We start from the raw sequence: 25318 nt of genomic DNA, 5'->3' as shown, positions 1-25318 counted from the left end.
GAATGAAATGGGAATAGTTACAAAAAATGTACAAGAAGTTTTAGAGGATATAAAAAAGTATTCAAAAAATCCTGAAAAAGTGAAACTTGTAGCTGTTACAAAGTATCCTAATGTAGGAAGAGCTGAATTAGAAGAACTTATGGAAAATGGAATTTTAAATTTTGGAGAGAACAGAGTTCAGGTTCTTGAAGCTAAAAGAGAACTTATGGATGATGTGAAAGACAAAATAAGCTGGAATTTCATAGGGAATTTACAAAAAAACAAGGTAAAATATATAATTGATTATGTATGTATGATACATTCTGTAAATAAGTTATCTCTTGCTCAGGAAATTGATAAGAGAGCAGCTGCTTGTGGAAGAAAACTTGATGTTCTTGTTGAAATAAATCTTTCAGGAGAAGACAGCAAAGAGGGATATGATCTTGAAGAATTTTATAAAGAGCTTCCAGAACTTATGAAACTTCAGAATATAAATATAAAAGGGCTTATGACAATGGCACCTAATGTTACAGATGAAGATAAAATAAGAGCAAGTTTCAGAAAATTAAGAGAAATTAAAGATGAACTTAATGAAAAATATTTTGATGGAAAATTAACAGAACTTTCTATGGGAATGAGCCATGATTATAAAATAGCTTTGGAAGAAGGTTCTACAATCATAAGAATCGGAACAAAATTATATAATTAGGAGGAGTTATGAGCAATAACGAAAAGTTAAAAAGTAAATTCAGAAGTTTTAAAGAAATACTTGGAATGGGAGAAGGAGAAGAAGTAGCAGAAGATACAGGTATAATAGATATTGACATTCAAAAAAATGCAGGTGAAGAATCTAATCAGTCTGAACCAGTTCAAGGGCTTTTTAAAAAATCTAAGAATGAGAAAAAAGTAAAAGAAAGAGAAAAGGAAAAAACAATGGACACTTCAGCTTATCAAAGTGTTATAATTGATCCTAAAAAATTTGAAGACTGTAAAAAAATAGCAAATTATATAAAAGATGATAAAACAGTAACACTTAATCTTGAGCATCTTGACAATGAAACAGCTCAGAGAATAATAGATTTTTTAAGTGGAGCTATGAGTATAAAAGAAGCTAAGCTTATAGAGATCAGTAAAAATGTATATGTTTCTGTTCCAAAAAATATAAATGTATTTTTTGACGGAGAAAACGAAAGAAAAGAAAAATCATTTTTAAAATTATAAGAAAATAGAAGGGGTTAAAATTAGTGAATAAAAAAGTAAAAGCATTAGCATTATTTTCAGGAGGGCTTGACAGTGCTCTGGCAATAAAATTAATAACAAATCAAGGAGTTGAAGTTATAGCACTTAACTTTGTTTCTCATTTTTTCGGAGGAAAAAATGAAAAGGCTGAAGCTATGGCAAAACAGCTGGGGGTACAGCTAGAATATGTTGATTTTAGTCAGAAACATATAGAAATGATGAAAAATCCAGTATATGGAAGAGGGAAAAACATGAATCCATGTATTGATTGTCATGCTCTTATGTTTAAATTTGCTGGAGAGCTTTTAGAAAAGTATGATGCAGATTTTCTTATTTCAGGAGAAGTTTTAGGACAAAGACCTATGTCTCAGAACTATCAGGCTCTTGAAAAAGTAAAAGGACTTTCTAAATTGGAAGATTTAATAGTAAGACCTTTATCAGCAAAACTTCTTCCTCCTAGCAAAGCAGAACTTGAAGGACTTATTGACAGAGAAAAACTTCTTGATATAGAAGGAAGAAGCAGAAAAAGACAAATAGAAATTGCAGAGCAAATGGGAATAGTTGACTATCCTACTCCTGCAGGAGGATGCCTTTTAACAGATCCTGGATATTCAAAAAGATTAAAACTTATTGAACAAGATGGACTTCTTAATGAAGAAAGTTCAAAAATATTCCATCTCCTAAAAAAAGGTAGATTTTTTAGATTTGAAGAGAGAAAATATCTTTTTGTAGGAAGAATGAAAGAAGATAATGACGAGATTGTAAAATATAAAGATGCAGGTTCTATGTTTATAAGAGGAAAAGGTGTGGGAGGTCCATATATTCTAGGATATGGTGAGCTTTCAGAAGAACAGATTGAATTTGCAAAAAATCTTTTTTCAAGATACTGTAAATTTAAAGGTGAACAGCCTATAGAAATTTTCTTTAATGAAAAACCAGTTTCTGTAGATATTATTGATAAAGAAGCTGTGGAAGAGAACATTAAAAAATATCAAGTAACAATGGAGTGATATGATTAAGGAGGGAAGCCTCCTTTTTTCATATATAAAAAGCAAAAAAATATTTATCAATAAGCAAAAATTTTGTATAATATTAGTGTATATTATTAAATATATTTTTTCTTAAAATATATTAATTAAATTATAAATATACATTTTAAAGAAATTTTTGTTTAATAAGATGAGATTTGGGAAAAGGGAGAGGAGTAATATGACAACACAAAATAAATTATTACTGACAAATATGGAAATAATTCATGCTGATGAAAATTTTGGAGCTGCCTTGACTGACTCTGAAAAAGAATCTGTAGTAGAAAGATATATTCAGCTTTCATTTGACGAAATTGAGGTTTCCCATATATGTAAATGGCTTGGAATATGGTTTCCAAATATGACAGACAGAAAAACAAATCAAATAAATTTCTTTGAGTATATTGAAAAAGGAAAAAAATATCTAGAGATAGCATTAAATTATAATGATTATACATTTTTTTCAGAAACTGTAAAATATGATGAATCAGTTATAGAAAAGATAAAAGAAATTGTAAAATAAATTTTTTAAAATAAGGGCTGTTGCAAATCTATAAAATTTTATTTTTATAAATTAGAAATGCAGCAGCCCTTATTATATTAAAAATATTTTTAGAATTAGATGAGGTGAAAATATTTATTAAGTTCTTCATAGAAGATTTTTTTAATAACAACAACACAACTTGCAAGGGTTTCTTGTTCAGGACTTAATTTACTTAAAGTGATTTTATCCCAAAATTCAGTGAGTTGATATTCTTTTATATATTGTTCAAGAAGGAACATATATGATTTATACGAAAAGAAATCTCCATAAAGAACAATATTACTGCTTCCTGTAAGAGCATATGTGTTTATAATAGACTGTGCCATAAGAGAAGCACTTTTTCTTAAAATATTATTCACTTGTATAGAGCCTTTTTCAAAAGCTGAGAAAAGTTTATTAATGTTAAAACTTCCAAAACTGTTATTAAGTTCTTCTGCTAAAACAGGAGAATCTTTTTTATTAAAATTCTTTTCAAGTTCTTTTTTTATTCTGTTTATTGATATGATGCTTTCAAGGCAGCCCTTTCTTTTACATACAGGGCAATAGTCCTCCTTAGGATCTATTATAATATGCCCTATTCTTCCTACTATATTTTCTTTATTTGTATAAAGAGTCCCATCTTTAAAAAGAGCTCCTCCAATTCCATGAATAGTATATTTTATAAGAAAAAAATCATCATATTCAGGAAAAAAGAAATTCTGTGCTACAGATAAACTTTTTACATCGTTTTCAATGAAAACAGGAAGATTTATTTTTTCTTTTATATGTTCTTTTATTTCTAATTTTTTTTCAAGGAAGTCTTCTCCTATGATTCCTTTTTCAACATCAGTAGTACCTTTTGAACTTACTCCAATTCCTGCAAAATCATTAACAGAAAGAGAATTATTTTCCATATATGAAAATATTATGCTGAAAATAGATTCCATAAGTTTATCTCCATCTTTGAGGTTTGTAGGAATTCTTTTTGAAAAAAGAAGAGATGGTTTTAAGTCAGAAATAACTATTTCACAATATTCACTTGATATATTTATTCCTATTATCTTTTTTAGAGAGTAATTTATATTAAGAGCTATTTCTTTTCTTCCTGCTCTATTTGAAGCAAGAACATCTCCTTCTATAATTAAATTTTTTTCCTTTAAGTGATTACAGATATTTGTAAGAAGGGTAGATGAAAGCCCCGTTGAAGAAGATATGAATTTTTTAGAACAATTTTCATTTAATCTCATAAACTCAAGAACGGACATAATATTATTTATTTTTAATTTTTCAAGCTGTTTCATAGTCTCTCCCTTCAAAATGTTTTGATAATAAAAGTATAGCACATTTTTTTTGAAAATATAAGAGCTCTTAAAATAATTATTAAAAAAAATTTAATAATTATCAAAAAAAGTTTGCTTTTTTTAAATAAATGAGGTATAAATAAAACAAGGAAATTAAAATTTAGTTTATAAATGATAAAATAAATATTAAAATAATACAAAAAATACATAAAATAAAGGGTATAATATATTATTTTATAAAATTTATTAATTAGGAGGTATAAGGTGAAAACAATAATGATATTGTTTGATTCATTGAATAAAAATTATCTTCCACCTTATGGAAATTCTTGGATAAAAGCACCAAATTTCCAAAGGCTTGCAGAACATTCAGTAAAATTTAATAATTGTTTTGCAGGAAGTCTTCCTTGTATGCCTGCAAGAAGAGAGCTTCATACTGGAAGATATAATTTCCTTCATAGAAGCTGGGGACCTTTAGAGCCATTTGATGATTCAATGCCTGAAATTTTAAAAATGAATGGAGTTTATACTCATCTTGCTACAGATCATCATTTATACTGGGCAGACGGAGGAGCAACATATCACAGCAGATTTTCAAGCTGGGAAATGATAAGAGGACAAGAAGGAGATCCTTGGAAAGGGCAGATAAAATTCCCTGAGATTCCTGAAGATGCAAAAGCACCTCAAAGACTTTTCCTTCCTTCAAGAGAAAAACTTGCTGATATATGGCGTCAGGAATGGGTAAACCGTCAGGAATTTAAAGAAGAAAAAGATTATCCTCAGTCAAGAACATTTAAAGCAGGAATAGACTTTATAGAAAAGAATCATAGTGATGATAATTGGTTCTTACAGATAGAATCTTTTGATCCACATGAACCATATGTTGTCCCTGAAGAATATGATGCACTTTATGGGGAACATATTAAAAAGAAAAATTTAGATTGGCCTGATTATCATCCTGTAATTGAAAGTAGTGATGATGTAGAAAATTTAAAATATAAGTATGCAGCTCTTCTTTCAAAATGTGACAGAAGCCTTGGAAATGTTTTAGATCTTATGGATAAATATAATATGTGGGACGATACAATGCTTATTGTATGTACAGACCATGGTTTCCTTCTTGGAGAACATGGATGGTGGGCAAAAAATATGATGCCAGCATATAATGAACTTGTAAATACTCCTCTTTTTATATGGGATCCAAGATCTAAGAAAAAAGGAGAGACAAGACATTCTTTAGTTCAGCTGATAGATATGGCACCTACTGTTCTTGAATTTTTCGGAATGGAGATTCCAAAAGATATGCAGGGGAAACCTTTAAGAGAAACAATAGAAAATGATAAAAAAGTAAGAGAAGCTTGTATTTTTGGTTGGCATGGAAATCAGATAAACTGTACAGACGGAAAATATGTGTATATGAGAGGTGAAGCAGTAAATACAAATGCTCCTCTTTATGAGTATACTCTTATGCCTACACATATAAAATCAAGATTTTCCATAGAAGAACTTAAAGATTTTGAAGTAGCAGAACCTTTCTCGTTCACAAAAGGTTGCAGAACAATGAAAATAGAAGTTAAAAACTTTAATCAGCACTATAGATTTGGAACTCAGCTTTTTGATATAGAAAAAGATCCTCATCAGATAAATTCTATAACTGATATTGATACAGAAGTAAGAATGGCAAATCTTATGAGAGAACTTATGAAAGAAAGCGATGCCCCTTGTGAGCAATATGAAAGAATAGGACTTTCATGTGATAAAGAAGTTACAAGAGAGGATGTAATAAACTATAGAGAAACATTTGAAAGAGAATATTCAATAGATAAAGATATGGAAGATTCTTTAGAATGGGAAGGAAATACAAAAAATGAGCTTACAGCTTTTATAAATCTTGTAAAAACATCTGATAAAGATAAGCTTGTAATGGAATTTAAAGAGGAAGTAAAAGCTAAAAATATTTCTTTAATAACAGAAAAATTTGTTGAAGAATTTGTAAAGGAAAGAGTAGATGAAGAAAGAAAATCTATGATTATGTATTTCTTAAATCTACTTTCAAGAAGAAAATAAATTTTATAAACAAAATAAAACAAACAAAACAAAAGTCAGGAGGAAGTTATGAAAAAAATATTCAGAGTATTAGTAATTTGTATTTTAGCACTTGTAACAGCTTTACCGTCTTTTGCAGCTAAAAAAGTAACTGCAGAAAATTGGCCGAATAAACCTGTAATTATTACAGTTCCTTGGGCAGTAGGAGGTCTTGCAGACCAAGCTAACAGAGCTTTAGCTCAATATGGACAAAAATATCTTGGACAACCTGTTGTTCCTGATAATAAAATTGGAGCTGGAGGAGTAGTTGCTCTTACTGAATATCTTCGTGAAAAACCTAATTCTGTAAAACTAATTTATGGAGGAGAAGGAAACTTTGCAATAGGACCTTTATTTAATCCTGTTCCATTTAAGTGGGAACAATTTACACCAGTAGTTAATATTTACAAATCAAACTTTGTAATGGTAGCTAATCCAAAAATTGGAGTAAAATCTCTTGCAGATTTAAAAGAATATGGAAAAGATAAGAAAATAATATTTGCAGTTGCAGGTCTTAATTCTTCAGAATATCTTATGATTTCAGCTCTTTTAAGTGAAATGGGATTAGATTTTGAAGGTGTTTCTTTTGATGGTGCAAATGAAGCAATGACAGCTACTTTATCAGGAGATACTGTTATAGGAATTACTCATGCTTCCCTTGCTAAAGAATTTGTAAAAACAAATCGTTTAACTCCAGTTGTTGTATTTGATGAAAAACCATTAAAAGATGAAGTTTATAATCTTGAATGTGTTGGAGATTATGGATATGATACATTCTTAGTAAACAGATGTATTCTTTTAATGCCTGCAGGAACTGATCCAGCTATAGTTGATAAAATGTATAAAGCTGTTCTTCAAATATTTGAAGAACCAGGATTTAAAGAAACAGCAACTAATTTAGGATTAACTCTTGATCCTATTGGACCTGAAGAATGTGATAAACATATAAAAGACTCTACTGAAAAAGCTAAAAGATTCTACGAAATGATAAAAAAATAGTTTGTTTTAAAAGAGGGTGGCTGAAAAGGCAGTCGCCCTCATCTTTAAAATTTGAGGTGGTGAAAACAAGTGAAATACAAAATTAAAGTAAATATTGTAGGAGGAGCAATTTTTATCATTCTTTCAATGATATTGTGGTATCTAATTCCTTCGCAAATTCCTATAAATTCAGATGGGATTATAACTTCAAGAAGTTTTCCAAGACTTATTGTTTTACTTATGTTTTTTTCAAGTTTGTTTATTTTTGTTTCAGATATTATAAAATTAATTTCAAAGCGTCCAGTGAGTGAAGTTGAAGTAAATCTTAAAGAAGAGGGAAGGGCAGCAGTTGTATGTGTACTTCTTGTAGCTTATGCTTTCCTTCTTAATAAAATAGGATTTATGATTGCTTCAATAGTTTATTGTTATTCTATGCTTATATTTTTTAAATGTAAAAATTGGAAATATTATATTATAGTAACTATTATATGTATGGCTGTAACTTATATATTTAAAAATATATTGCTTGTACAGCTGCCATAAAAGAGAGGAAAGAGATGATTGCAAATATTATAGATGGATTTTTTGAATTTTTTAAACTTAGCAGTTTTATTTATATGAATCTAGGTCTTCTTGCAGGAGTAGTATTTGGTTGTATTCCAGGTTTAACAGTAATGCTTTGTCTGGTGCTTTTTCTTCCTTTCACTTATAACTTAGAAGCGATTGATTCATTTATGTTTTTACTTGGGATTTATTGTGCTGGAAGTTATGGAGGATCTATTTCAGCAATTCTTATAAATACTCCTGGAACTCCTCATGCAGCTGCAACAATGCTTGATGGAAATCCAATGGCAAAAAAAGGGCTTGCTAAAAAAGCTCTTAATATAGCTTTAGAAGCTTCAACTTTTGGGGGAATATTCAGTGCTCTTGTACTATTATTCTTAGCTCCACAAGTTGCAAAAGTTGCTTTAAAGTTTGGAGCATCAGAAATATTTATTCTTTGTGTATTTGGACTTTCAATAATAGCTGGAGTAAGTGGAGACAGTCTGGCAAAAGGAATAATTTCAGGATGTATAGGTCTTTTCCTTTCAACAGTTGGAATGGATATTATAAGTGGAACATTTAGATTTACTCTTAATAATTATAATCTTTATGCAGGTTTTGATCTTGTAATAGTTCTTATAGGTTTATTTGCTCTTTCTGAAACAATTTCAAATTCAAATGGAAGTAAAGATTTTAAAGCTTCTACCACTATGAGCCTTGAATCTGTAAAAGATACAGGAAAACTTACAAAAGCTGAGTATAAAAGAATGTTTCCTCATGCTTTAAGATCATCAATCATTGGTGTTATAGTTGGTATCATTCCAGGAACAGGAGCTTCAATGGCTTCATTCTTCAGTTATGATAGAGCAAGAAAAACTTCAAAACATCCTGAAGAATTTGGAAAAGGTTCAATAGATGGAATTGCAGCAGCAGAATCTGCAAACAATGCTGTTACAGGTGCAACACTTATTCCTCTTTTAACTCTTGGAATACCTGGAGATGCTGCAGTTGCTATCCTTCTTGGAACACTTATGGCAAATGGGTTAACACCGGGGCCTAATCTATTCCAAGAGCATGGACTTACTCTTTATGCAATAATGGTTGGACTTGTATTTATAAATATTTTTATGTACATTCAAGGAAAATATTTAACAGGTTTCTTTGCAAAAGTTACAAAGATTCCAAGTGAAATATTGATACCTATAATTGTTGTATTCTGTTTTGCAGGTTCATATTCAATAAAAAGTTCAATGTTTGATTTATATATTTCAATAGCATTTGGAATAATAGCATATATTCTTGTAAAACTTAAATTCTCAACAATTCCTGTATTATTAGGACTTGTTTTGGGAGCTCTTACAGAATCAAACTTAAGAAGAACACTTATAATTTCTCAAGGAAGTCTTTCAATATTCTATAAGAGACCTATTTCTCTTGTATTTATTATAGTTCTTGTAATAACAATAGGATTTATTGTAAAAGAAAATATTGCAAGAAGCAAAAGAAACCCTAACTAAGTTTTTATAAAAAGTAAAAGTGGGAGTACATTTCGTACTTCCATTTTTATTTAATATAATTATTTTGAATAAGAAATTAAATAAGCAGGGGATAAAATATCCACCTGCTTATTTAAGTATTTATTGAGAGTTGTGTGTCGGCTTTATAATGTTTTATAAACTTCTATAACTTTATCCTCTATTTCAGGATTATTTGAAAGAGAAGTAATTTCTCTAAATGCTTTGTTTAAATTTTCATGCTCAATTTTATCTTTAAGAATAACTGCTTGTGGATCATTTTCATTTCTGTATGCCATAGCTGCAGCTATACCACGGATAAGGTTATCATTTTTTGTGTTGTATTCAAGAGTTCCTCTAAGAGGTTTTATTAATCTATCATTATATCCTAATTTTCTTAATGGTTCTCTTCCAACTCTATCAACTTCGTCTACAAGATATGGATTTTCAAATCTTGAAACAATTTTTTTAATATATTTTTCATGGGCATCTCTGTCAAAGTTATATCTTTTAATAAGTACTTCTCCACTTTCTTCCATAGCATGAACAACTACATCTTTTATTTTTTCATCATTTATGCTTTCTCTTATTGTTTTATGTCCTTCTAAGATTCCAAGATAAGCAGTAAGAGCATGACCTGTATTTAATGTAAATAATTTTCTTTCAATAAAAGCCATTAAATTATCTGTTAAAGTCATTCCTTCAATGTTTGGTATTTCTCCTTTGAAAAGAGTTTTGTCAACTATCCATTCATTAAACTCTTCAACTCTAACCCTTAAAATATCTGCACCTTTTTCCATAGGAGGTACAATTCTATCTACAGTTGAATCTGGGAATCCTACATAAGTTTCAATATATTCTTTTACAGAGTCATCTATATGTTTATAAACTTCCTCTTTTAAGAATGAAGAACCTTTTATCATATTTTCACAGGCAATTATATTAAGATAATCTTTTATTCCTGCTTCCATTCTTGTTTTTATTCCCTCTGCTAAAGTTTTTGCAATTATTGGAAGTACAACAGGCCCAACTGCTGTTGTGATAAGGTTAGTTTTCTTAATTTCTTCAAATATATCAGAAGAATTTGACATGACTCCATAAACATTTTTTATTAAAATTTCCTGACAATCTTCTCCAACTACTTCAACAATATATTCATGTTTTTTATTAAGTTCATCTATTACAGCTTTATTGATATCTGCAAAACAAACTTCATAACCATTTTGTGAAAGTATATTTCCTATAAAACCTCTTCCTATGTTTCCTGCACCAAATTGTATAGCTTTTTTCATTTTTCATCACTCCTTAAAAAGAAAATTTTTCATATAATTTTGTAAAATCTTTTTCATTTTTTAATAAAAGAACTTCATCTTCATCTTCAACAATATCTGATATGTGAGAGATAATATCTATATGCTCATTGTTTTTTCCTGCAATTCCTATTAAGAAATAAGCTATGTTGCCATTTCCAAAATCTATTCCATCAGGATATTGAAGAATAGTTATTCCAGGTTTTAAGACTTCACTTTTTCCTTCTGAAGTTCCATGAGGAATTGCTACATAATTTCCAATGTATGTTGTTGATTCTTTTTCACGCTCAAATATAAATTTTTCATAATTTTTACTTACATACCCTAAATCTGCTAGTTGTTTACTTACAGCTTTAAGAGCTTCTTCTTTTGGAACAGATGGAAGATTTAAAAGAAGTCCTTCTTTTCTTAAAATACTTCCTTTTTTATTAAAATCATTTGGTGCTGCAGCTTGATGTTCTCTTCCTCCTGTGCTTTTATCAACACCATTTGAGTATACTTTTTTCTTTGCTTCAGTTTCTTCTTCAGCAGTTTCATTTTTAAGTTGATTTACAAGATTGTCATAGAATTCTCCGTCCATAAAGTTTTTAATTGAAAGATGAAGAGGATTTTTTACTTTTGCTTTTGCTCTTTCTGTTAAATCTTCATGTGTTATAACAATATCAATATCTTCTGTAAGATTTGAAATAGAACGGTTTGTTACATCTATATCAAGACCTGCTGCCTTTACTTTTTTTCTTAAAACACTTGCCCCCATTGCACTTGAACCCATACCAGCATCACAAGCTACAACTATTTTTGAAATTTTTCCTGAAGCTATAACAGGAGTTTCTGAATTTTTAGATTGAGCTTTCATTTGTTTCATTTTATTTTTTGCTTTTTCTAAATCTTCTTCACTTTCTTTAGAAGTTTTTAAAATTGCTGATGCTGTTACAAAAGATACAAGTCCACCTGCCATAACTCCTAAAAGAACATTTATAAGTCCTCCTTTTGGAGCAAGAGCCATTATTGCAAAAATACTTCCTGGAGAAGGAGGAGCAATTAATCCAGAACCTAAAACAACATTTGTGAAAACACCTGCCATTCCTCCTAAAATTACAGCTACTAATAAAAATGGCTTCATTAAAATGTATGGGAAATAGATTTCATGTATTCCACCAAAGAAATGAATTAGTGCAGCTCCTGAAGCTGAATTTTTTGAACTTCCTTTTCCAAAGAACATATATGCAAGAAGTATTCCAAGACCTGGGCCAGGATTTGCTTCAATAAGGAAGAATAAAGATTTTCCTGTATCAGAAACTTGCTGAATTCCAAGAGGAGAGAAAACTCCATGGTTGATTGCATTGTTAAGGAAAAGAATTTTTGCAGGTTCTACTAATACTGATGTAAGAGGAAGAAGTCCTAATTCAACAAGTTTATTTACTCCATTTCCAAGTGCTGTATTTGACATTTGTACTAAAGGTCCAACTGCTTTGTAAAAAACAAGTGCTAAAATCATTCCGATAATTCCAGCAGAGAAATTATTTACAAGCATTTCAAAACCTGATTTTATTTTTCCATCTATTGCTTCATCAAATTTTTTTATTGCATATCCTCCAACAGGCCCTGCTATCATAGCACCAATAAACATTGGAATAGATGTTCCTGCAATAACTCCTGCTGTAGTAATTGCTCCAACAACTCCACCACGCTCTCCTGCTACAAGTTTTCCTCCACTGTATCCAATTAAGATTGGAAGAAGATAAGTAAGCATAACTCCTACCATTGTTGCAAAGTTTTCATTTGGCATCCAACCTGTTGGTATGAAAAGAGCTGTTATAAATCCCCAAGCTATAAAAGCTCCTATATTTGGCATAACCATTCCACTCAAAAATCTTCCGAAAGATTGAACCAAAACTTTAATATTTTTTTCTGTCTTCATAATATCCTCCTTAAAATTTATCCTATGTTTATCACTTCTTTTTATAGTTAAATTATATATAATTTGTATTTTTTGTTCAAAGTTCAAACATTTCATTTTAAATGATAGTGGATAAATTCAAAAAAGTGAGAAAGATAATTTTTCAAAAAAAATGGAAAAGAATTGTATGTAAAAAAAATAAAATTTTATACCATGAAAATTATTTTCAATTTCATAAAATTTTATTTTTTATAGTTATTTAATATAATAAAAACACCCTGCATTGAAAAAAAGTTTGTTATTAATACAGTGAACAAAGCGTAAAAAATTCATATGTTTGAGGACATAGTCCGAGTTTATGAATTTTAGCTTTGAGAACAAAATTAATAAAACTTTTTTCACCAGCAGGGCGAGTTTCTTTTCGTCGATGCAGAAGACGAACGACCATCAGGAAGTTCGACGACTAGCAGAGCCGACGAATTAAAAATTTTATTTATTAAATTTTTAATTTGTTCACACTAATTCTTTGCTCGTACAAAGAAAATGAACAGCTACATATTATCTATAAAATTTTTTATATCTTCTTTTGAAGAGTGTTCTATATAATTTAAAAAATCATGTTCTTCTATAAGAGTTACAAATTTTGTAAGTGCATCTATATGTTCTTTATGGTCTACACTTGAAAAACATAAAATTATTTTTACTTTTTTATCTCCTGGGAATACAACTGGTTCTTTTAATTCTAAAAGACTCATTCCTGTTTTCATTACAAGATTTTCTGTCCTTGCATGAGGAAGTGCTATTTTATCATTTATAACCATATAGCTTCCATTAATTTTTACATTTTTTATCATTTCATTAACATATTCCAAAGTTACAGAATTATTATCTACAAGACACTGTCCTGCTTTTTGTATAGCTTCCTCCCATGAAGAAGCTTCTTCTTTAACCTTAATATTTGATATTGGAAGAAGGTCTGCTAATGTATAACTTTTAGCAGAAGAAATATCATCAATATATTTATGTTTTAAAAGTTTTTTCAGTTTATTTATAAGCTCTTCTTCATTTACTATTTCTGTTTCTTCTCTTATTATATCCATAAGGGCTTTTAAAGAAATTCTTTTTTTGCTTTCACTAAGACCATAACTTTCTAAAAGGTTTCTATCCTCTTTTGTTAAAATTGGATGAACTTTTATAACAGGAAGAGGGTAATTTAATTCTTCCATTTCAAGAGTGGTTATAATAAAATCAATATCATTATAGTTATCTATTTCTAAGAATTTATGATAAGGAATAGTATCAACTATATTAACATCATATCTTTCAAGAAGTTTTTGAGCTAGAAGTTTAGAACTTCCATATCCTAAACCACAGACAAGAAGTATGTTTTTAGTTTTCTTCTGAATGCTTAATTTTCTGTCAATAGCAGTTTTAAAATGAATTGTAAGGAAAGCAATTTCTTCTTTTGGAATAGTTTTTCCTATATACTTTTCAAGATATTTTTTGCTGACCATTTCAACTTTTTCATAAAGACTGCTATAAAGTTCTTCTACTTCATTATAAATATTATTTTCAAAAGCAACATTATTTCTTATTCTATAATAAGCAGGTTTTAGATGGTTTAAAAGCCCATCAATTAAAATTTTATCTTGAGAAAGATTTATATTAAGAGCTTTTCCTAAATCTCTTATAATTTCATTTACAGATGTTTCAAGTTCTATCCAGTTTTCAAAAAATGATGAGTTGAAGTTATATGAGTGAGAACCTAAAAACATTTCTGTAAGGAGAAGCATTTCACTCTCATTTATTTCTATGCCAAAATAATTTTTTAAATGTTCAATCTCATTTTTTATAATAGAAAACTCTTTTGTTTCCATTATAAATTTTTTATTTGTCTCTCTTTTTTCCAATGAATGTCCGTCTCTTATTCTTACAATCATAATTCCGATATAAAATCTTAAAAGCATAAAAGCCTCATCAGAGATAACTGCATTTAATTTTTTTTCAATTCTTTTTACAAAAGTCCTTATGATTTTTAAATCAATATCTTCAAAAACAGAAGTAATTTCTTCAAATATTATATTTGAGCCACGGGAATTTTTTTCTCCAGGTTTTTCTATAAAAATATTGCTGCTTGTTATATAAAGATATTTATTCATAAATTTAAGCTGAAGATTTCTTATTTTTTCTTCACTTCCCTGAAGGATTACGCCCTGCTTTGATATGAAAACAAGATTTAAATCATGTTCAAGAAGAAAAATTTTTATTTCTTTTAAATCTAATTTAATTGTACTTATGCTTACATCAAGTTCTTCTGCAAAATCTAAAAATTTATTATCAGGATAAAAAAGAAATCTCATTTCAATATATTCTTTTCTTTCATCAGCATCAAAGACATAAAATCTTTTTGTAAGATCTGCTAAAAAATTTTCTATTCTTTCAGAATCTTCATTAAGCAAATAAGTTCCTTTAGCAGATTTCTCAATTTCATTTAAGTTTGCTCTATTTAGATAATAATTTATATTTTCTATATCATATCTTATACTTCTTTCACTTATTTGAAATTTTTCAGCCATATCTTTAAGTGAAAGGGAAAAATTATTTTTTGTCAGATAGTCTATTATTTCAATACATCTTTTACTAAGCATTTTTCTCTCCCTCTTTAAAAATTTTATTTAATTCCAGTGTCTTAATAAAATCTTCTTCATCATCAGAAATTTCTAATTCTGATATAAGATTTTTATCTTGTGAAATTTCATATATCTTTTCTATGAATCTATTATAAATTTCATCATTTTGAGTACATATTCCAATGACTAAGAAAACTTCACTTTCTTTTATTCCGTATGGATATTGATTTAAAGTTATTTTATCTGAAAAGACATTTTCCCTTTTTGGAACAATAAGAAAATTTTCTCCTATTTGAAAAGAGCTATCAAAATTAAAATCTTTTCCTAAAAAGTTTACACTTTCTTCTTTAGACATGCTTTTTAAATTTAAATTTATTTTAATTTTTTCTTCACATTTATCGTTATTTTTTTTAGATTCCTCCAAAATAAAGTATTTTTTTATAAGTTCATCATAAAAGTTATAATCTGTATAATCTTCCAGTCCTACAACAATATTTTTTGGATAAATTTTTTGTACTTTATTTTTTAAATTATTATGTGTTATTATAAAAGAATGATTTTTTATATTATCTCCTATAAAAGAACTATAAGCTTTTACATTTTCAATTTTATATTTATCAATGGTTTTTTTCAGAATAGTGCTTCCTATATGGCTTGAACCCATTCCTCCATTGCATAAAACAACTATCTCTGTTTCAATATTTTCTGTTTCTTTTATAAAAAATGTTTCTTCTGTAGTTTTATTTTTATCTCTTTGTTTTTCATAAGTAAGTAGCATATAAGCTGTTCCAAAGGACACCATAGAAGATAATAGTATTCCTGTTAAAAGGATAATTCTTGATCCTGAAGATAAAAGAGTTATTAAAATTACACTTCCTGGGGAAGGAACTCCTGAAAGGGAAACATTGAAGTAATAAAAAAATATATTTCCTGCAAGTCCTCCTAAAATAACAGCACTAATAAGTTTTAAATTTTTAAGAACATAGGAAAAATATATTTCATGTATTCCTCCAAAAAATTCTATAATTATACTTGAAAACATATTTTTTCTTTTATTTTTTGATAAAAAATATAAAGCTAAAAGTATTCCAAGTCCTGGTCCTGGATTTGTCTCAAGAAGAAAGAATAAAGATTTTCCATCTAATAAAAGTTCCTTATAGCCCATAACTGCTAAAAATCCATGATTTATAAAATTATTAATAAAAAATATTTTACAGATTTCTATAATAACTGTTAAAATTGCCACTCCCCATATTTCATTTCCTATTTTCAAGAAAATATCAGTTCCCTCTTTAAAGAAAATATTAATATAAGGAATTATTTTTAGAAATATAAAATAATATAAAATTGATGTTGCAGGTACAAAAAAGTTTATAGCAAACATTTCAAATCCTGGAACAACTTTTATAAGAATTTTTTCTTTAAAAAATTTTACTGTATAACTCACTAAAAAGCTTATTAAAATAACTTCCAGAATATTTCTTGTGTCTCCAGTTGAAATAATAAGAGATGTTCCAATTATTCCGCTTATTCCTCCATGTTTTTCATCAATATAATTTCCTGTAGTATATCCTATTGAAAGAGGAACTGCATATTTTGTAAAAATTAAAGATAAAAGTGAAAATGGCGGATAATAAGGAACTAACCACTGTATAAATCCTACTGTAATAAATAACAGTATATTTTTTATAATTATTCTTTGAATGAATTCTCCTGTCTTACAAAGTATATTTTTCATTAAATCACCTGTATTATATGGTTATTATAAATTATATATTATTAATTTGAATTTGTCTCTTTTAATTTGTTTCAAAAAATTATGAAAAGAATAAACTTTGATGTTTTTTTATAAAAACTATACAATAAGTTAAATTAAAAATAAATAGAAGGAGGAATAATTTATGAGACTTGTTATACCTGAAGGAAAAATTGGAGAATGGGCTGCTGTTTATGTTGCAAAGAAAATAATAGAATTTGCTCCTACAGAGGAGAAACCTTTTGTTTTAGGTCTTCCTACAGGAAGTACACCTGTTGATATGTATAAAAATCTTATAAAATTCTATAATGATGGATTAATTTCTTTTAAAAATGTTATAACTTTTAATATGGATGAGTATGTTGGGCTTGGGCCAAATGATAAACAAAGTTATCACACATATATGTTTGAAACTTTTTTCAATCATGTTGATATAAAAAAAGAGAATATAAATATATTAAATGGACTAGCTGAAAACTCAGCAGAAGAATGTAAAAGATATGAAGAAAAAATAAAATCTCTAGGGGGAATAAAATTATTTGTTGGAGGAATTGGTTCTGATGGACATCTTGCATTTAATGAACCTGGTTCTTCTCTTGCATCAAAAACAAGGGTAAAAGATCTTACTTCAGAAACTATTCAGGCAAATGCAAGATTTTTTGACAATGATATAAATAAAGTTCCAAAATCTGCTTATACTGTTGGAGTATCCACTGTTTTATCATCTGAAGAAGTTCTTATAATGGTTGATACACCAAGTAAGGCTCTTGCTCTTCACAAAGCTGTAGAAGAGGGGGTTAGTCATATGTGTACTGTCTCTGCTCTTCAACTTCATGAAAAAGGAATTATTGTTGCAGCAGAAGAAGCTTGTGGAGAATTAAAAGTTGGAACTTATAGATATTTTAAAGATATAGAAAAAGATAATTTAAATACAGAAAAACTTATAAATTCTTTATATTCTAAATAAGCTTTGAATTACATATTATACATAAAATAAGAAGGAGAGATAAAATTCTCTCCTTCTTATTTTATTACTTTGTCAGAAATTTCTATTTCACTTTCATAAATTTTTAACATTTTTGGTGTTCCATCAGCAGGAAATTTAAATGTACTTTTTACAGCAGCTTTCTTTGGTATATTAATATCTCCATACAGCTCTTGAGAAAAAACAGCAAATCCCTCTGTATCTAAAAGCTGTAAAGACTTTTGTTCATTAAGATTTGTAAGCCTTATAAGTTGATCTGTTTTATTTTTTAAACCAACTGTTATTTTATATCCTTCTTCATCTTTTGTTACTGATAAAACTTCAGCTTTTACATTTTCTTCAAATTGTTCTTTATCATAAATTATAAAAGCATTATCAATACTTGTACCATCTTTTCTTCCTGTATCTATTCCTTCTTTTACACCTTTTAAAACATCTTTTCCAGTAGATACCACTCCTGATACTACTGATGATACAGCTTTGGTTACATTAGATTGTTCTTCAGCATATGACACCATACTCACTAATAATCCTAAAATAAAAACTAATTTTTTCATATTTTCTCCTCCTTATTTGTCAATTCTTTTATTAAAGTAAATTCAATATTTACAATACTTAAATTTTTTTATTATAATTTTTTTGTTTTAATTTCTTTAATAGCTTTTTCTAATTCTCTTATATCAAAATCTATATAGCAAAAAGATAAATTTTTATCCTTATAAATAATTTTTAAAATTTTACTTTTTTTAAAAATTTCCATTTCATTATCTATAAGAAGTATAAATATCTCATTAGGTTTATATATGTTTACTACTCCAATTCGTTCAAATTCAATAGGGTGTTCTGTTACTAATTTTACTTCTGTTTTCTGTAGTGTTTTATCCTCGGCAGTTTCTTCAGTAAAAGTAGGATATTCCTCTGTTAATATATAAAGAGAATGATAATTAAGAATACCATCATAAGAACCTTTTCCTATATAAAGAGTCCCTCTTTGAAATGGCTCTGATTTTATTGAATTAGTAAAAATCATATCATAGTTTTTATCAAATTTCCATTCTGCAAAAGAGGAAACAGATAAAATAAAAAAAATTATTATTTTAAAAAATTTTTTCATTTTTTCTTCATAATTATCAAATTATTTTTTTAAAGGTGTTTGATTTAGTAGCCGTACTTTAAAAGCTCTGTTTTCTAAATCAAAATAGATAGTTATACTTCTTTCGTTATTATCTATAATTTTCATAATAGTGTGTTCTGTTGAAACTCCAAATTCAGGGTGATTTCTATAATTTGTTGGGATATGTTCCCATCCATCACTTTGAGTATAATCTTTAAATAAAATATCAGGTGTTAAACTGCTTAATTCTTTATTATCTATTTTAATGTTTGAACATTTTTTATCATAAAAAACAGTAATAGAATTAACTACTCCATCTTCTATTTTTTTATATGGCTCATCACTTTCTGTATCTTGATTTGCAATTGTAACTTCTAAAAATACTCCATTTTTTTCTAAAAGTCTGATAATTTTTCCACCATTTAGAATACCTTTACCATCTTTTGATAATGACCAATCTGTTCTCACAGCATAATAATCTTCTCCAACTAATGGATTTAAAAAATATGGTGTTTTATTACTTATAATCCACCCATCATCAATAAGTTTTTTTAATGAACTTGGAACAGAAAAATATGTATCATTGATAGTAAGTCCAAATTCAAAATTATTTTTTATCATCTTATTTTCACTCTCCTTAGCTGCTCCATATATATTTATAGAAATAACTAATAAAAAACAAGTTATAATCATTAAATATTTTTTCACTTTCTCCTCCTATACTTCTTTAAGAATGATTTTTCACAGATACAGTTATATCAAAAAATTTCTGTAGTATATTATTTTCTCTATAGTAATCATCTATTGCAGGGAAAATAAGTTCTTCAAGATTTATTTTTTTATCTCCTTTTATCTTTTTAAATTTCTCATAATTTTCTGCAAATAATCTATGTTTTCCCTCGCTGTTCTCTTTTAATTCAACCCAAAGATAAGTGTTATTTTCAAAAGGTACATTAACTCCATATATGCCATTTTTATAACTTCTTTTAAATGGAACTTTCTCATTTTCATTAAAAACTAAATTTTCTTCAAGAAATTCTATATTTTCAAAGTTCATAAGGTCAATATATGCAAGTTCTGTAATAACAACAGCATCAAGCATAGAGCTTAAAGGATTTGCAACTTCTTTTCCTAATGTTTCCATTCCTTTTTCAAGTTCTTTTGAAAAATCCTCTGAGTTTTCTGATATTACAATCTCATCATCAGAAACCTCTTTTATAGTTATTTCCTCAGAACTATCAGAAACAGTACCATTTATTATTTTTTCTTTTTCATTGTATGGTGTGCCATCGTGATTAAATCTCTGCTCTTCTACTGTCTGTCCATTTTTTATTTTGGCTTTCAGCTGTGGATTTCCATTTTCATAATAAACCTCATAAACTCCGTCTAAATCATTATTTTTAAATTCTTGTCTTATCCATACATTTCCATTTTTATAATAATCTTCTTTTAAACCATTAAGTTCTCCATCTTTATAATTTACTATTGTTTCCAAAGTACCATCTTCTAAATAAGATTTCCATTCGCCGTCTTGTAAGTTGTTTTTATAGTTTCCAGAAAGTCTTATACTTTTATTTTCGTTATATTCTTTATATTCTCCGTTCATCTCGCCGTTTTTATAAATTACTTCTCCTTGAAGATTTCCATTTGGATAGTATGCTTTAAATTCTCCATCAAGAACTCCATTTTTATAATTTGCTGATACTCTTAATTTTCCTGTATCATTATAAAACTGCTCTGTAAGTCCATCTCTTTCTCCATCTTTAAAAGTATCACTGTCAATAAGGATACCATCTTCTGTGTACATTTGGAAAAGTCCATTTTGTTTGCCAGCTTTCCAATGACCAATCTCTTTAATATTATTTTTATAATAAACAACATTTAAGCCGTCAAGCTCTCCATTTTTATAAGAATAAATATCTGTATATTCTTCACTTGCTCTTTTAGTTCTTCCACTAAAAAGTTTTCCATCTTCATCACAAAGTTTTCCATTTACATTTTTTAATTGTTCTTCTTCAATAGTAGGAAGATATTTAAAAAATGAATATCTATTTTTATAAACACAACTTCCAATACTAACTCCAACTAATAAAATTACTCCTAGTATCATTTTTATTTTCATAAATTGCCCTCCATTTCTAAAAAATAAAGTTAAATATTTTCCTAATAATTGAAATTCCTAAAAAGACTGCTCCTATAATTATCAAAATATATTCTCTGCCTTTGTTAGCTCCATCTTCTGCAATCCAATATTCCTTTGGATTATATTTACTAACTAAAAGTCTGTAATCTTTTCCAACTTCATATTCTGTCAAATTAATATCTTTTATTTTTTTCATAAATTTTCTGGTTTTCTCAGGCATTTCATCAATATTTGTATTTTTTAATTCTTCTCTTGCTTTGCTGTTATATATTCCTCTATATTCTTCTTCATAAGTTACTCCGTCTACAACATATTTAAAAACAGGATAATGTTTATTAAAACTTGGAGAGTAGTTATACCTTACAAGAGTTCCTGTGATATAAAAATTTCCCTCAACAGCTTTATTGTATTGAAAAATATTAAAACTTCCAATTGAAATTAATATAATACCTATTAAAGTTGTCATATTATCAGCTCCTTACATAATAAAAAAATGCTCATGACAAAATTGTTTTTTGATTTTTTCAAAAAATAACTAATGTCATAAGCATCACCCCTTTGTTGTTAGAGTATAAAACTTTATAATTTATTTAACTTAGTATAAGTATACTATATAAATTTGATTTTTCAAAAAAATTTTATTAAATTTTTATACAAAAAAAGAGATTAAAAAATTTTAACCTCTTTTTGTAAAAAAGACTATATTAAGTTGTTGTGAATTAAATTCCTGTCATTGATTTAAGATCATTACAAATAAACTGTGCTTTTGAACCAAAAATTGCTTGAACTCCATTAGCCCCAACTTTTAATACTCCTGAAGCTCCTAATTTTTTAAGCTCTTTATCGTCAACTTTTCCTGTGTCTTTAACTTCTACTCTAAGTCTTGTGATGCAAGCATCAAGAGAAACAAGATTTTCTTTTCCGCCAAGAGCATTTAGAACAAGAACAGCAAGTTCATTTCCATCAACTTTTACATCTGTTTGCTCTTTTTTAGCTTCTTCTCTTCCTGGAGTCATAAGATTAAATTTTCTTATAGCAAATCTGAAACCAAAATAATAAATTACAGAGAAGATAAGTCCTACAATAATTACCATATACCAATGGTTTTCAAATCCACTTGTTCCTGGAAGGACACCGAATACGATGTAGTCAATAAGCCCTCCTGAAAAAGTCATTCCGATTCTTACAGCAAACATATTCATAAGCATAAATGAAAGTCCTGCAAAAATACAATGGATTCCATAAAGAACAGGTGCAACAAAAAGGAATGAGAACTCAAGAGGCTCTGTTATTCCTGTAAGGAAAGATGTAAGAGCTGCTGAAAATAGAATTCCTCCAACCATTTTTTTATTTTCTGTTTTAGCTTCATGATACATTGCAAGAGCTGCTGCTGGAAGTCCAAACATCATAAATGGATATTTTCCTGTTAAAAATTTCCCTGCTCCAGAATAAGTTACACTTGTAAAGTTTGTAACTCCATCTCTAAGCATAGCAAACCATATAGCTTGATCTCCACTTACCACTTGTCCTGCTGCATTTGTATATTCACCAAACTGATACCAGAAAGGAGCATAGAAAATATGGTGAAGCCCAAAAGGAATAAGAGATCTTTCTATAACACCAAATATAAATGTTGAGATATTTGTATTTGTTTCATTTGCAAGATAGCTAAGTTTTGCAAGTCCTACTTGGAAAGGAACCCAAATAACAGGCATAGCTAGTCCTACAAGAAAAGCAAGAAGTGCTGTCATAATAGGAACAAGTCTTTTTCCTGCAAAGAATCCTAGAAATGCAGGAAGCTCTGTTTTATAGAATTTTTTATAACATACAGCTGCAATGATTCCTGCAATTAATCCTCCAAAAACTCCTGTCTGTAAAGTAGGTATTCCCATAACCATACCATAAGCCATATCTCCTGCTGCAACCCCTGCTGCTGCATCAGAAACAATTCCCATTGTTGTATTCATTATTAAAATTGCAACTACTGCTGAAAGAGCCGCTACTCCGTCCCCTCCCACAAGTCCGATTGCTGCTCCCACTGCAAATAGAAGCGGTAGATTAGTAAATATTATCTGTCCTGCCTGTTCCATTAAAGGAATTCCTAATTTGTTACCAAATGCTAAGAAAAGTCCTGCTGCCGGAAGAATTGCCACCGGTGTCATAAGAGCTTTTCCTATTTTTTGAATTTCTGCAAAAGCCTTCATTTTCCCTCCTAAATAATAACATATACTGTTTCATTAAAATTTATTTATAAATGAATGATACTCATTTTTAATAAAAAAGTCAAGTTTTTTATCTAATAAAATGAGCCTTTTTTTAAATAAAAAGTTCAAGAATGATATAGATTGATTTTTAATAATATTTATAGTACAATGGAAATACCAATGAAATATAGGTTTTGAGAGAGGAACATTTATGGATTCGGAAAAAGATACTCAGATAAAAAGATTCAAAATAATTGAGCCTTTTTTAAGAAAAGAAAAAAAGCTGAAAGATATAGAAAAAGAAACTAATATATCCTATGCTACTCTTAAAAGATGGATAAAAGCATATAAAGAAAAAGGTATGCTTGGGCTTGATAAAAAAGAGCGTCAGGATAAAAATTCTTTCAGAGCAATAGATGATGAGGGAATAGATATTATTAAAAAAATATACAGGGACAGTGGAGAAAATAGTATTACAGGACTTTACGATAAATGCAGAGATTATCTTGAAAAGAAAGAATATAATATAAGTTACCCAACTTTTTATAGAATTGTAGGTAATCTTGATGGATTTTTCAAAAAAACAAGCAGACTTCATATGAAAAAAATAAAAAAAGAGCATGAAGTATATGCTGCTATGGAAACTTCTCTTTACATACTTATAAAAGAAAAAGAAAGTTCCTATAAAGTACCAAGACTTTTAATTATTTTTGATGTGGCTTCTCTTGAAATAATAAATTATTTTTTATATTATGAAACAGGAAATATTTATAATATCCTAGATTTTTTCAGAGAAACTATTTTAAAGGTATCTGCTCTCTGTAAAGATTTTATAAAACCAAAAGAGATTCTTTTAAGTTCTGAAACTGTTATAAACAGAGAGATTGTAAAAAATATCTATGATAATACAGGAATAAAAATTTTAGAATACAAAAGTGAAGAGAAAAAAATTGATCAGTTTATAGATTTTCTTAAGGGAGATATTTATAAATATTATCTTTCAAAAGAAAAAAATGTAGATGAGAAAGAGGTTGAGGAATTTATAAATTCATATATATATCTTGACTCTGGGAAATACAGTACAAAGCCATATACAGACAGTTTGGAAGAGGGAAAAATTTTCAGAGAGTTGGATTGTTTTCTTATACCCTCAAAAAGAAAAGTGAGTCTTTCATCAGTGAGATTTAAAAACAGAGTTTACAGAGATGATACTTTAAAAGAGTTAAATGGAGAAGAAATAGAGATAAGATATTCTCCGTCTCATCCAAACAGAATATATCTGTTTAAAGATGGAAAATTTTATAAAAAAATTATATAGATTTAAAAGGAGGCTTTTTGTGACAGAAAAAGAAAAGATGAAAAATAAAATGCTATATAACGCAAATTACGATGAAGAATTAATAAAAGAAAGAATAATAGCAAAGGATTTGTGCTATGAATATAATCAATTAAAACCTTCAGATTTAGAAAATCAAAGGAAAATTATAAAAAAACTTTTTGGAAAAACAAAAGAAAATTTTTCTATCGTTTCTCCTTTTTGGTGTGATTATGGTTATAATATAGAAGTTGGAGATAATTTTTTTGCAAATCACAATATGGTTATTTTGGATGGAGCAAAAGTGATATTTGGAGATAATGTTTTTATAGCTCCAAATTGTGGATTTTATACAGCAGGACATCCTATTGATTCAGAAAGAAGAAATGAAGGCTTAGAATATGCCTATCCTATAATTGTTGGAAATGATGTATGGATAGGAGCAGGAGTTCATGTAATGCCTGGTGTGACTATAGGAGATAATGTTGTTATTGGTGCAGGAAGTGTTGTAGTTAAAGATATACCAAGTAATTCAGTAGCAGTAGGAAATCCTTGCAAAGTAATAAGAGCTATTACAGAAGAAGATAAAAAATTATAGCTGAATATAAAAAGAGGCTATTGCAAATCTATAAAAATAAAATTTTATCTTGTGAAAATATTTTTTATTTATATTGTTTGTTTCACTAAAAATGACAAACTCGGACTTTGTCCTTAAACATGTCATTTTTCAGCGTTCAACTCACTGCATAAATTACAAAAATATTTTCAATA

22 protein-coding genes are annotated in these 25318 nt (G+C 28.2%); 11 read left to right on the top strand and 11 right to left on the bottom strand.

Annotation, left to right across the window (positions count from 1 at the left end; all coding sequences use genetic code 11):
• Positions 1–7 precede the first annotated feature (7 nt).
• The 4 genes from I6E17_RS02535 to I6E17_RS02520 all read left to right on the top strand — a co-directional run bounded on the left by I6E17_RS02535 (position 8) and on the right by I6E17_RS02520 (position 2769).
• Positions 8–688, top strand: coding sequence for a YggS family pyridoxal phosphate-dependent enzyme (locus tag I6E17_RS02535; protein ID WP_235235337.1), 681 nt, complete (start codon positions 8–10; stop codon positions 686–688).
• 8 nt (positions 689–696) lie between these two features.
• On the top strand, positions 697–1200 hold the full coding sequence (locus tag I6E17_RS02530; RefSeq protein WP_235235335.1) for a cell division protein SepF: 504 nt from the start codon (positions 697–699) through the stop codon (positions 1198–1200).
• A gap of 23 nt (positions 1201–1223) precedes the next feature.
• The gene (locus I6E17_RS02525) at positions 1224–2228 is read left to right on the top strand and encodes a 7-cyano-7-deazaguanine synthase (protein ID WP_235235332.1); all 1005 of its coding nucleotides are present in this window, start codon (positions 1224–1226) and stop codon (positions 2226–2228) included.
• 199 nt (positions 2229–2427) lie between these two features.
• On the top strand, positions 2428–2769 hold the full coding sequence (locus tag I6E17_RS02520) for a hypothetical protein (protein WP_235235331.1): 342 nt from the start codon (positions 2428–2430) through the stop codon (positions 2767–2769).
• 95 nt (positions 2770–2864) lie between these two features.
• Here I6E17_RS02520 and I6E17_RS02515 read toward each other — a convergent pair whose 3' ends face one another.
• On the bottom strand, positions 2865–4070 hold the full coding sequence (locus I6E17_RS02515; RefSeq protein ID WP_235235330.1) for an ROK family protein: 1206 nt from the start codon (positions 4068–4070) through the stop codon (positions 2865–2867).
• A gap of 264 nt (positions 4071–4334) precedes the next feature.
• On the opposite strand from I6E17_RS02515, the gene I6E17_RS02510 reads away from it, so the two are divergent.
• The 4 genes from I6E17_RS02510 to I6E17_RS02495 all read left to right on the top strand — a co-directional run bounded on the left by I6E17_RS02510 (position 4335) and on the right by I6E17_RS02495 (position 9193).
• A complete protein-coding gene (locus I6E17_RS02510; protein ID WP_235235329.1) occupies positions 4335–6137 on the top strand; it encodes a sulfatase in 1803 nt (600 codons plus the stop codon).
• 48 nt (positions 6138–6185) lie between these two features.
• Positions 6186–7154: a tripartite tricarboxylate transporter substrate binding protein gene (locus tag I6E17_RS02505; RefSeq protein WP_235235328.1), complete on the top strand. Its 969-nt coding sequence runs from the start codon at positions 6186–6188 to the stop codon at positions 7152–7154.
• A gap of 69 nt (positions 7155–7223) precedes the next feature.
• Positions 7224–7676 (top strand): tripartite tricarboxylate transporter TctB family protein, encoded by a 453-nt coding sequence (locus I6E17_RS02500; protein WP_235235327.1) that lies wholly within the window; start codon positions 7224–7226, stop codon positions 7674–7676.
• A gap of 14 nt (positions 7677–7690) precedes the next feature.
• Positions 7691–9193: a tripartite tricarboxylate transporter permease gene (locus I6E17_RS02495; protein ID WP_235235326.1), complete on the top strand. Its 1503-nt coding sequence runs from the start codon at positions 7691–7693 to the stop codon at positions 9191–9193.
• Between the two features lie 143 nt (positions 9194–9336).
• Here I6E17_RS02495 and I6E17_RS02490 read toward each other — a convergent pair whose 3' ends face one another.
• From I6E17_RS02490 to I6E17_RS02475, 4 genes are all read right to left on the bottom strand, one after another.
• A complete protein-coding gene (locus tag I6E17_RS02490; RefSeq protein WP_235235325.1) occupies positions 9337–10482 on the bottom strand; it encodes a mannitol-1-phosphate 5-dehydrogenase in 1146 nt (381 codons plus the stop codon).
• A 13-nt stretch (positions 10483–10495) separates the two neighbouring features.
• Positions 10496–12421, bottom strand: a complete 1926-nt coding sequence (locus I6E17_RS02485) for a PTS mannitol transporter subunit IICBA (protein WP_235235324.1) — start codon at positions 12419–12421, stop codon at positions 10496–10498.
• A gap of 530 nt (positions 12422–12951) precedes the next feature.
• Positions 12952–15048, bottom strand: a complete 2097-nt coding sequence (locus I6E17_RS02480; RefSeq protein WP_235235323.1) for a BglG family transcription antiterminator — start codon at positions 15046–15048, stop codon at positions 12952–12954.
• Positions 15041–16768 (bottom strand): hypothetical protein, encoded by a 1728-nt coding sequence (locus tag I6E17_RS02475; protein WP_235235321.1) that lies wholly within the window; start codon positions 16766–16768, stop codon positions 15041–15043. The genes I6E17_RS02480 and I6E17_RS02475 overlap by 8 nt, the downstream gene beginning before the upstream one ends.
• Before the next feature lie 163 nt (positions 16769–16931).
• Here I6E17_RS02475 and nagB point away from each other — a divergent pair, with 163 nt between their 5' ends.
• The gene (nagB, locus tag I6E17_RS02470) at positions 16932–17753 is read left to right on the top strand and encodes a glucosamine-6-phosphate deaminase (protein WP_235235319.1); all 822 of its coding nucleotides are present in this window, start codon (positions 16932–16934) and stop codon (positions 17751–17753) included.
• A 56-nt stretch (positions 17754–17809) separates the two neighbouring features.
• Here nagB and I6E17_RS02465 read toward each other — a convergent pair whose 3' ends face one another.
• The 6 genes from I6E17_RS02465 to ptsG form a co-directional block, all read right to left on the bottom strand.
• A complete protein-coding gene (locus tag I6E17_RS02465) occupies positions 17810–18328 on the bottom strand; it encodes a hypothetical protein (protein WP_235235317.1) in 519 nt (172 codons plus the stop codon).
• A 71-nt stretch (positions 18329–18399) separates the two neighbouring features.
• Positions 18400–18885 carry a hypothetical protein gene (locus I6E17_RS02460; protein ID WP_235235315.1) on the bottom strand — a complete coding sequence of 162 codons (486 nt, stop codon included), beginning with the start codon at positions 18883–18885 and terminating at the stop codon, positions 18400–18402.
• 21 nt (positions 18886–18906) lie between these two features.
• On the bottom strand, positions 18907–19593 hold the full coding sequence (locus I6E17_RS02455) for a hypothetical protein (protein WP_235235313.1): 687 nt from the start codon (positions 19591–19593) through the stop codon (positions 18907–18909).
• Positions 19594–19612: 19 nt separating this feature from the next.
• Complete coding sequence (locus I6E17_RS02450; RefSeq protein WP_235235311.1) at positions 19613–21007, bottom strand: toxin-antitoxin system YwqK family antitoxin; 1395 nt, start codon at positions 21005–21007, stop codon at positions 19613–19615.
• Between the two features lie 16 nt (positions 21008–21023).
• A complete protein-coding gene (locus I6E17_RS02445; protein ID WP_235235309.1) occupies positions 21024–21494 on the bottom strand; it encodes a hypothetical protein in 471 nt (156 codons plus the stop codon).
• A 253-nt stretch (positions 21495–21747) separates the two neighbouring features.
• Complete coding sequence (gene ptsG / locus I6E17_RS02440; RefSeq protein WP_235235307.1) at positions 21748–23232, bottom strand: glucose-specific PTS transporter subunit IIBC; 1485 nt, start codon at positions 23230–23232, stop codon at positions 21748–21750.
• A gap of 211 nt (positions 23233–23443) precedes the next feature.
• Here ptsG and I6E17_RS02435 point away from each other — a divergent pair, with 211 nt between their 5' ends.
• Together I6E17_RS02435 and I6E17_RS02430 are read left to right on the top strand one after the other, a co-directional pair.
• Positions 23444–24550 (top strand): Mu transposase C-terminal domain-containing protein, encoded by a 1107-nt coding sequence (locus tag I6E17_RS02435; protein WP_235235305.1) that lies wholly within the window; start codon positions 23444–23446, stop codon positions 24548–24550.
• Between the two features lie 19 nt (positions 24551–24569).
• Positions 24570–25145 carry a sugar O-acetyltransferase gene (locus tag I6E17_RS02430; protein WP_235235303.1) on the top strand — a complete coding sequence of 192 codons (576 nt, stop codon included), beginning with the start codon at positions 24570–24572 and terminating at the stop codon, positions 25143–25145.
• The last annotated feature ends 173 nt before the right edge of the window (positions 25146–25318 follow it).

The organism is Fusobacterium perfoetens, assembly GCF_021531595.1.
Lineage (GTDB): Bacteria > Fusobacteriota > Fusobacteriia > Fusobacteriales > Fusobacteriaceae > Fusobacterium_B.
The sequence above is the reverse complement of the archived record's forward strand: the minus strand, read 5'-3'. Positions and strand labels throughout refer to the sequence as shown.

Excerpts from the sequence above, each read along its gene's own strand:
- I6E17_RS02495 (WP_235235326.1), top strand. The coding sequence starts at position 7,691 with ATGATTGCAAATATTATAGATGGATTTTTTGAATTTTTTAAACTTAGC.
- I6E17_RS02475 (WP_235235321.1), bottom strand. The coding sequence starts at position 16,768 with ATGAAAAATATACTTTGTAAGACAGGAGAATTCATTCAAAGAATAATT.
- I6E17_RS02535 (WP_235235337.1), top strand. The coding sequence starts at position 8 with ATGGGAATAGTTACAAAAAATGTACAAGAAGTTTTAGAGGATATAAAA.
- I6E17_RS02505 (WP_235235328.1), top strand. The coding sequence starts at position 6,186 with ATGAAAAAAATATTCAGAGTATTAGTAATTTGTATTTTAGCACTTGTA.
- I6E17_RS02485 (WP_235235324.1), bottom strand. The coding sequence starts at position 12,421 with ATGAAGACAGAAAAAAATATTAAAGTTTTGGTTCAATCTTTCGGAAGA.
- I6E17_RS02435 (WP_235235305.1), top strand. The coding sequence starts at position 23,444 with ATGGATTCGGAAAAAGATACTCAGATAAAAAGATTCAAAATAATTGAG.
- I6E17_RS02450 (WP_235235311.1), bottom strand. The coding sequence starts at position 21,007 with ATGAAAATAAAAATGATACTAGGAGTAATTTTATTAGTTGGAGTTAGT.
- I6E17_RS02465 (WP_235235317.1), bottom strand. The coding sequence starts at position 18,328 with ATGAAAAAATTAGTTTTTATTTTAGGATTATTAGTGAGTATGGTGTCA.
- I6E17_RS02445 (WP_235235309.1), bottom strand. The coding sequence starts at position 21,494 with ATGACAACTTTAATAGGTATTATATTAATTTCAATTGGAAGTTTTAAT.
- nagB (WP_235235319.1), top strand. The coding sequence starts at position 16,932 with ATGAGACTTGTTATACCTGAAGGAAAAATTGGAGAATGGGCTGCTGTT.
- I6E17_RS02520 (WP_235235331.1), top strand. The coding sequence starts at position 2,428 with ATGACAACACAAAATAAATTATTACTGACAAATATGGAAATAATTCAT.
- I6E17_RS02530 (WP_235235335.1), top strand. The coding sequence starts at position 697 with ATGAGCAATAACGAAAAGTTAAAAAGTAAATTCAGAAGTTTTAAAGAA.
- I6E17_RS02460 (WP_235235315.1), bottom strand. The coding sequence starts at position 18,885 with ATGAAAAAATTTTTTAAAATAATAATTTTTTTTATTTTATCTGTTTCC.
- I6E17_RS02490 (WP_235235325.1), bottom strand. The coding sequence starts at position 10,482 with ATGAAAAAAGCTATACAATTTGGTGCAGGAAACATAGGAAGAGGTTTT.
- I6E17_RS02515 (WP_235235330.1), bottom strand. The coding sequence starts at position 4,070 with ATGAAACAGCTTGAAAAATTAAAAATAAATAATATTATGTCCGTTCTT.
- ptsG (WP_235235307.1), bottom strand. The coding sequence starts at position 23,232 with ATGAAGGCTTTTGCAGAAATTCAAAAAATAGGAAAAGCTCTTATGACA.
- I6E17_RS02480 (WP_235235323.1), bottom strand. The coding sequence starts at position 15,048 with ATGCTTAGTAAAAGATGTATTGAAATAATAGACTATCTGACAAAAAAT.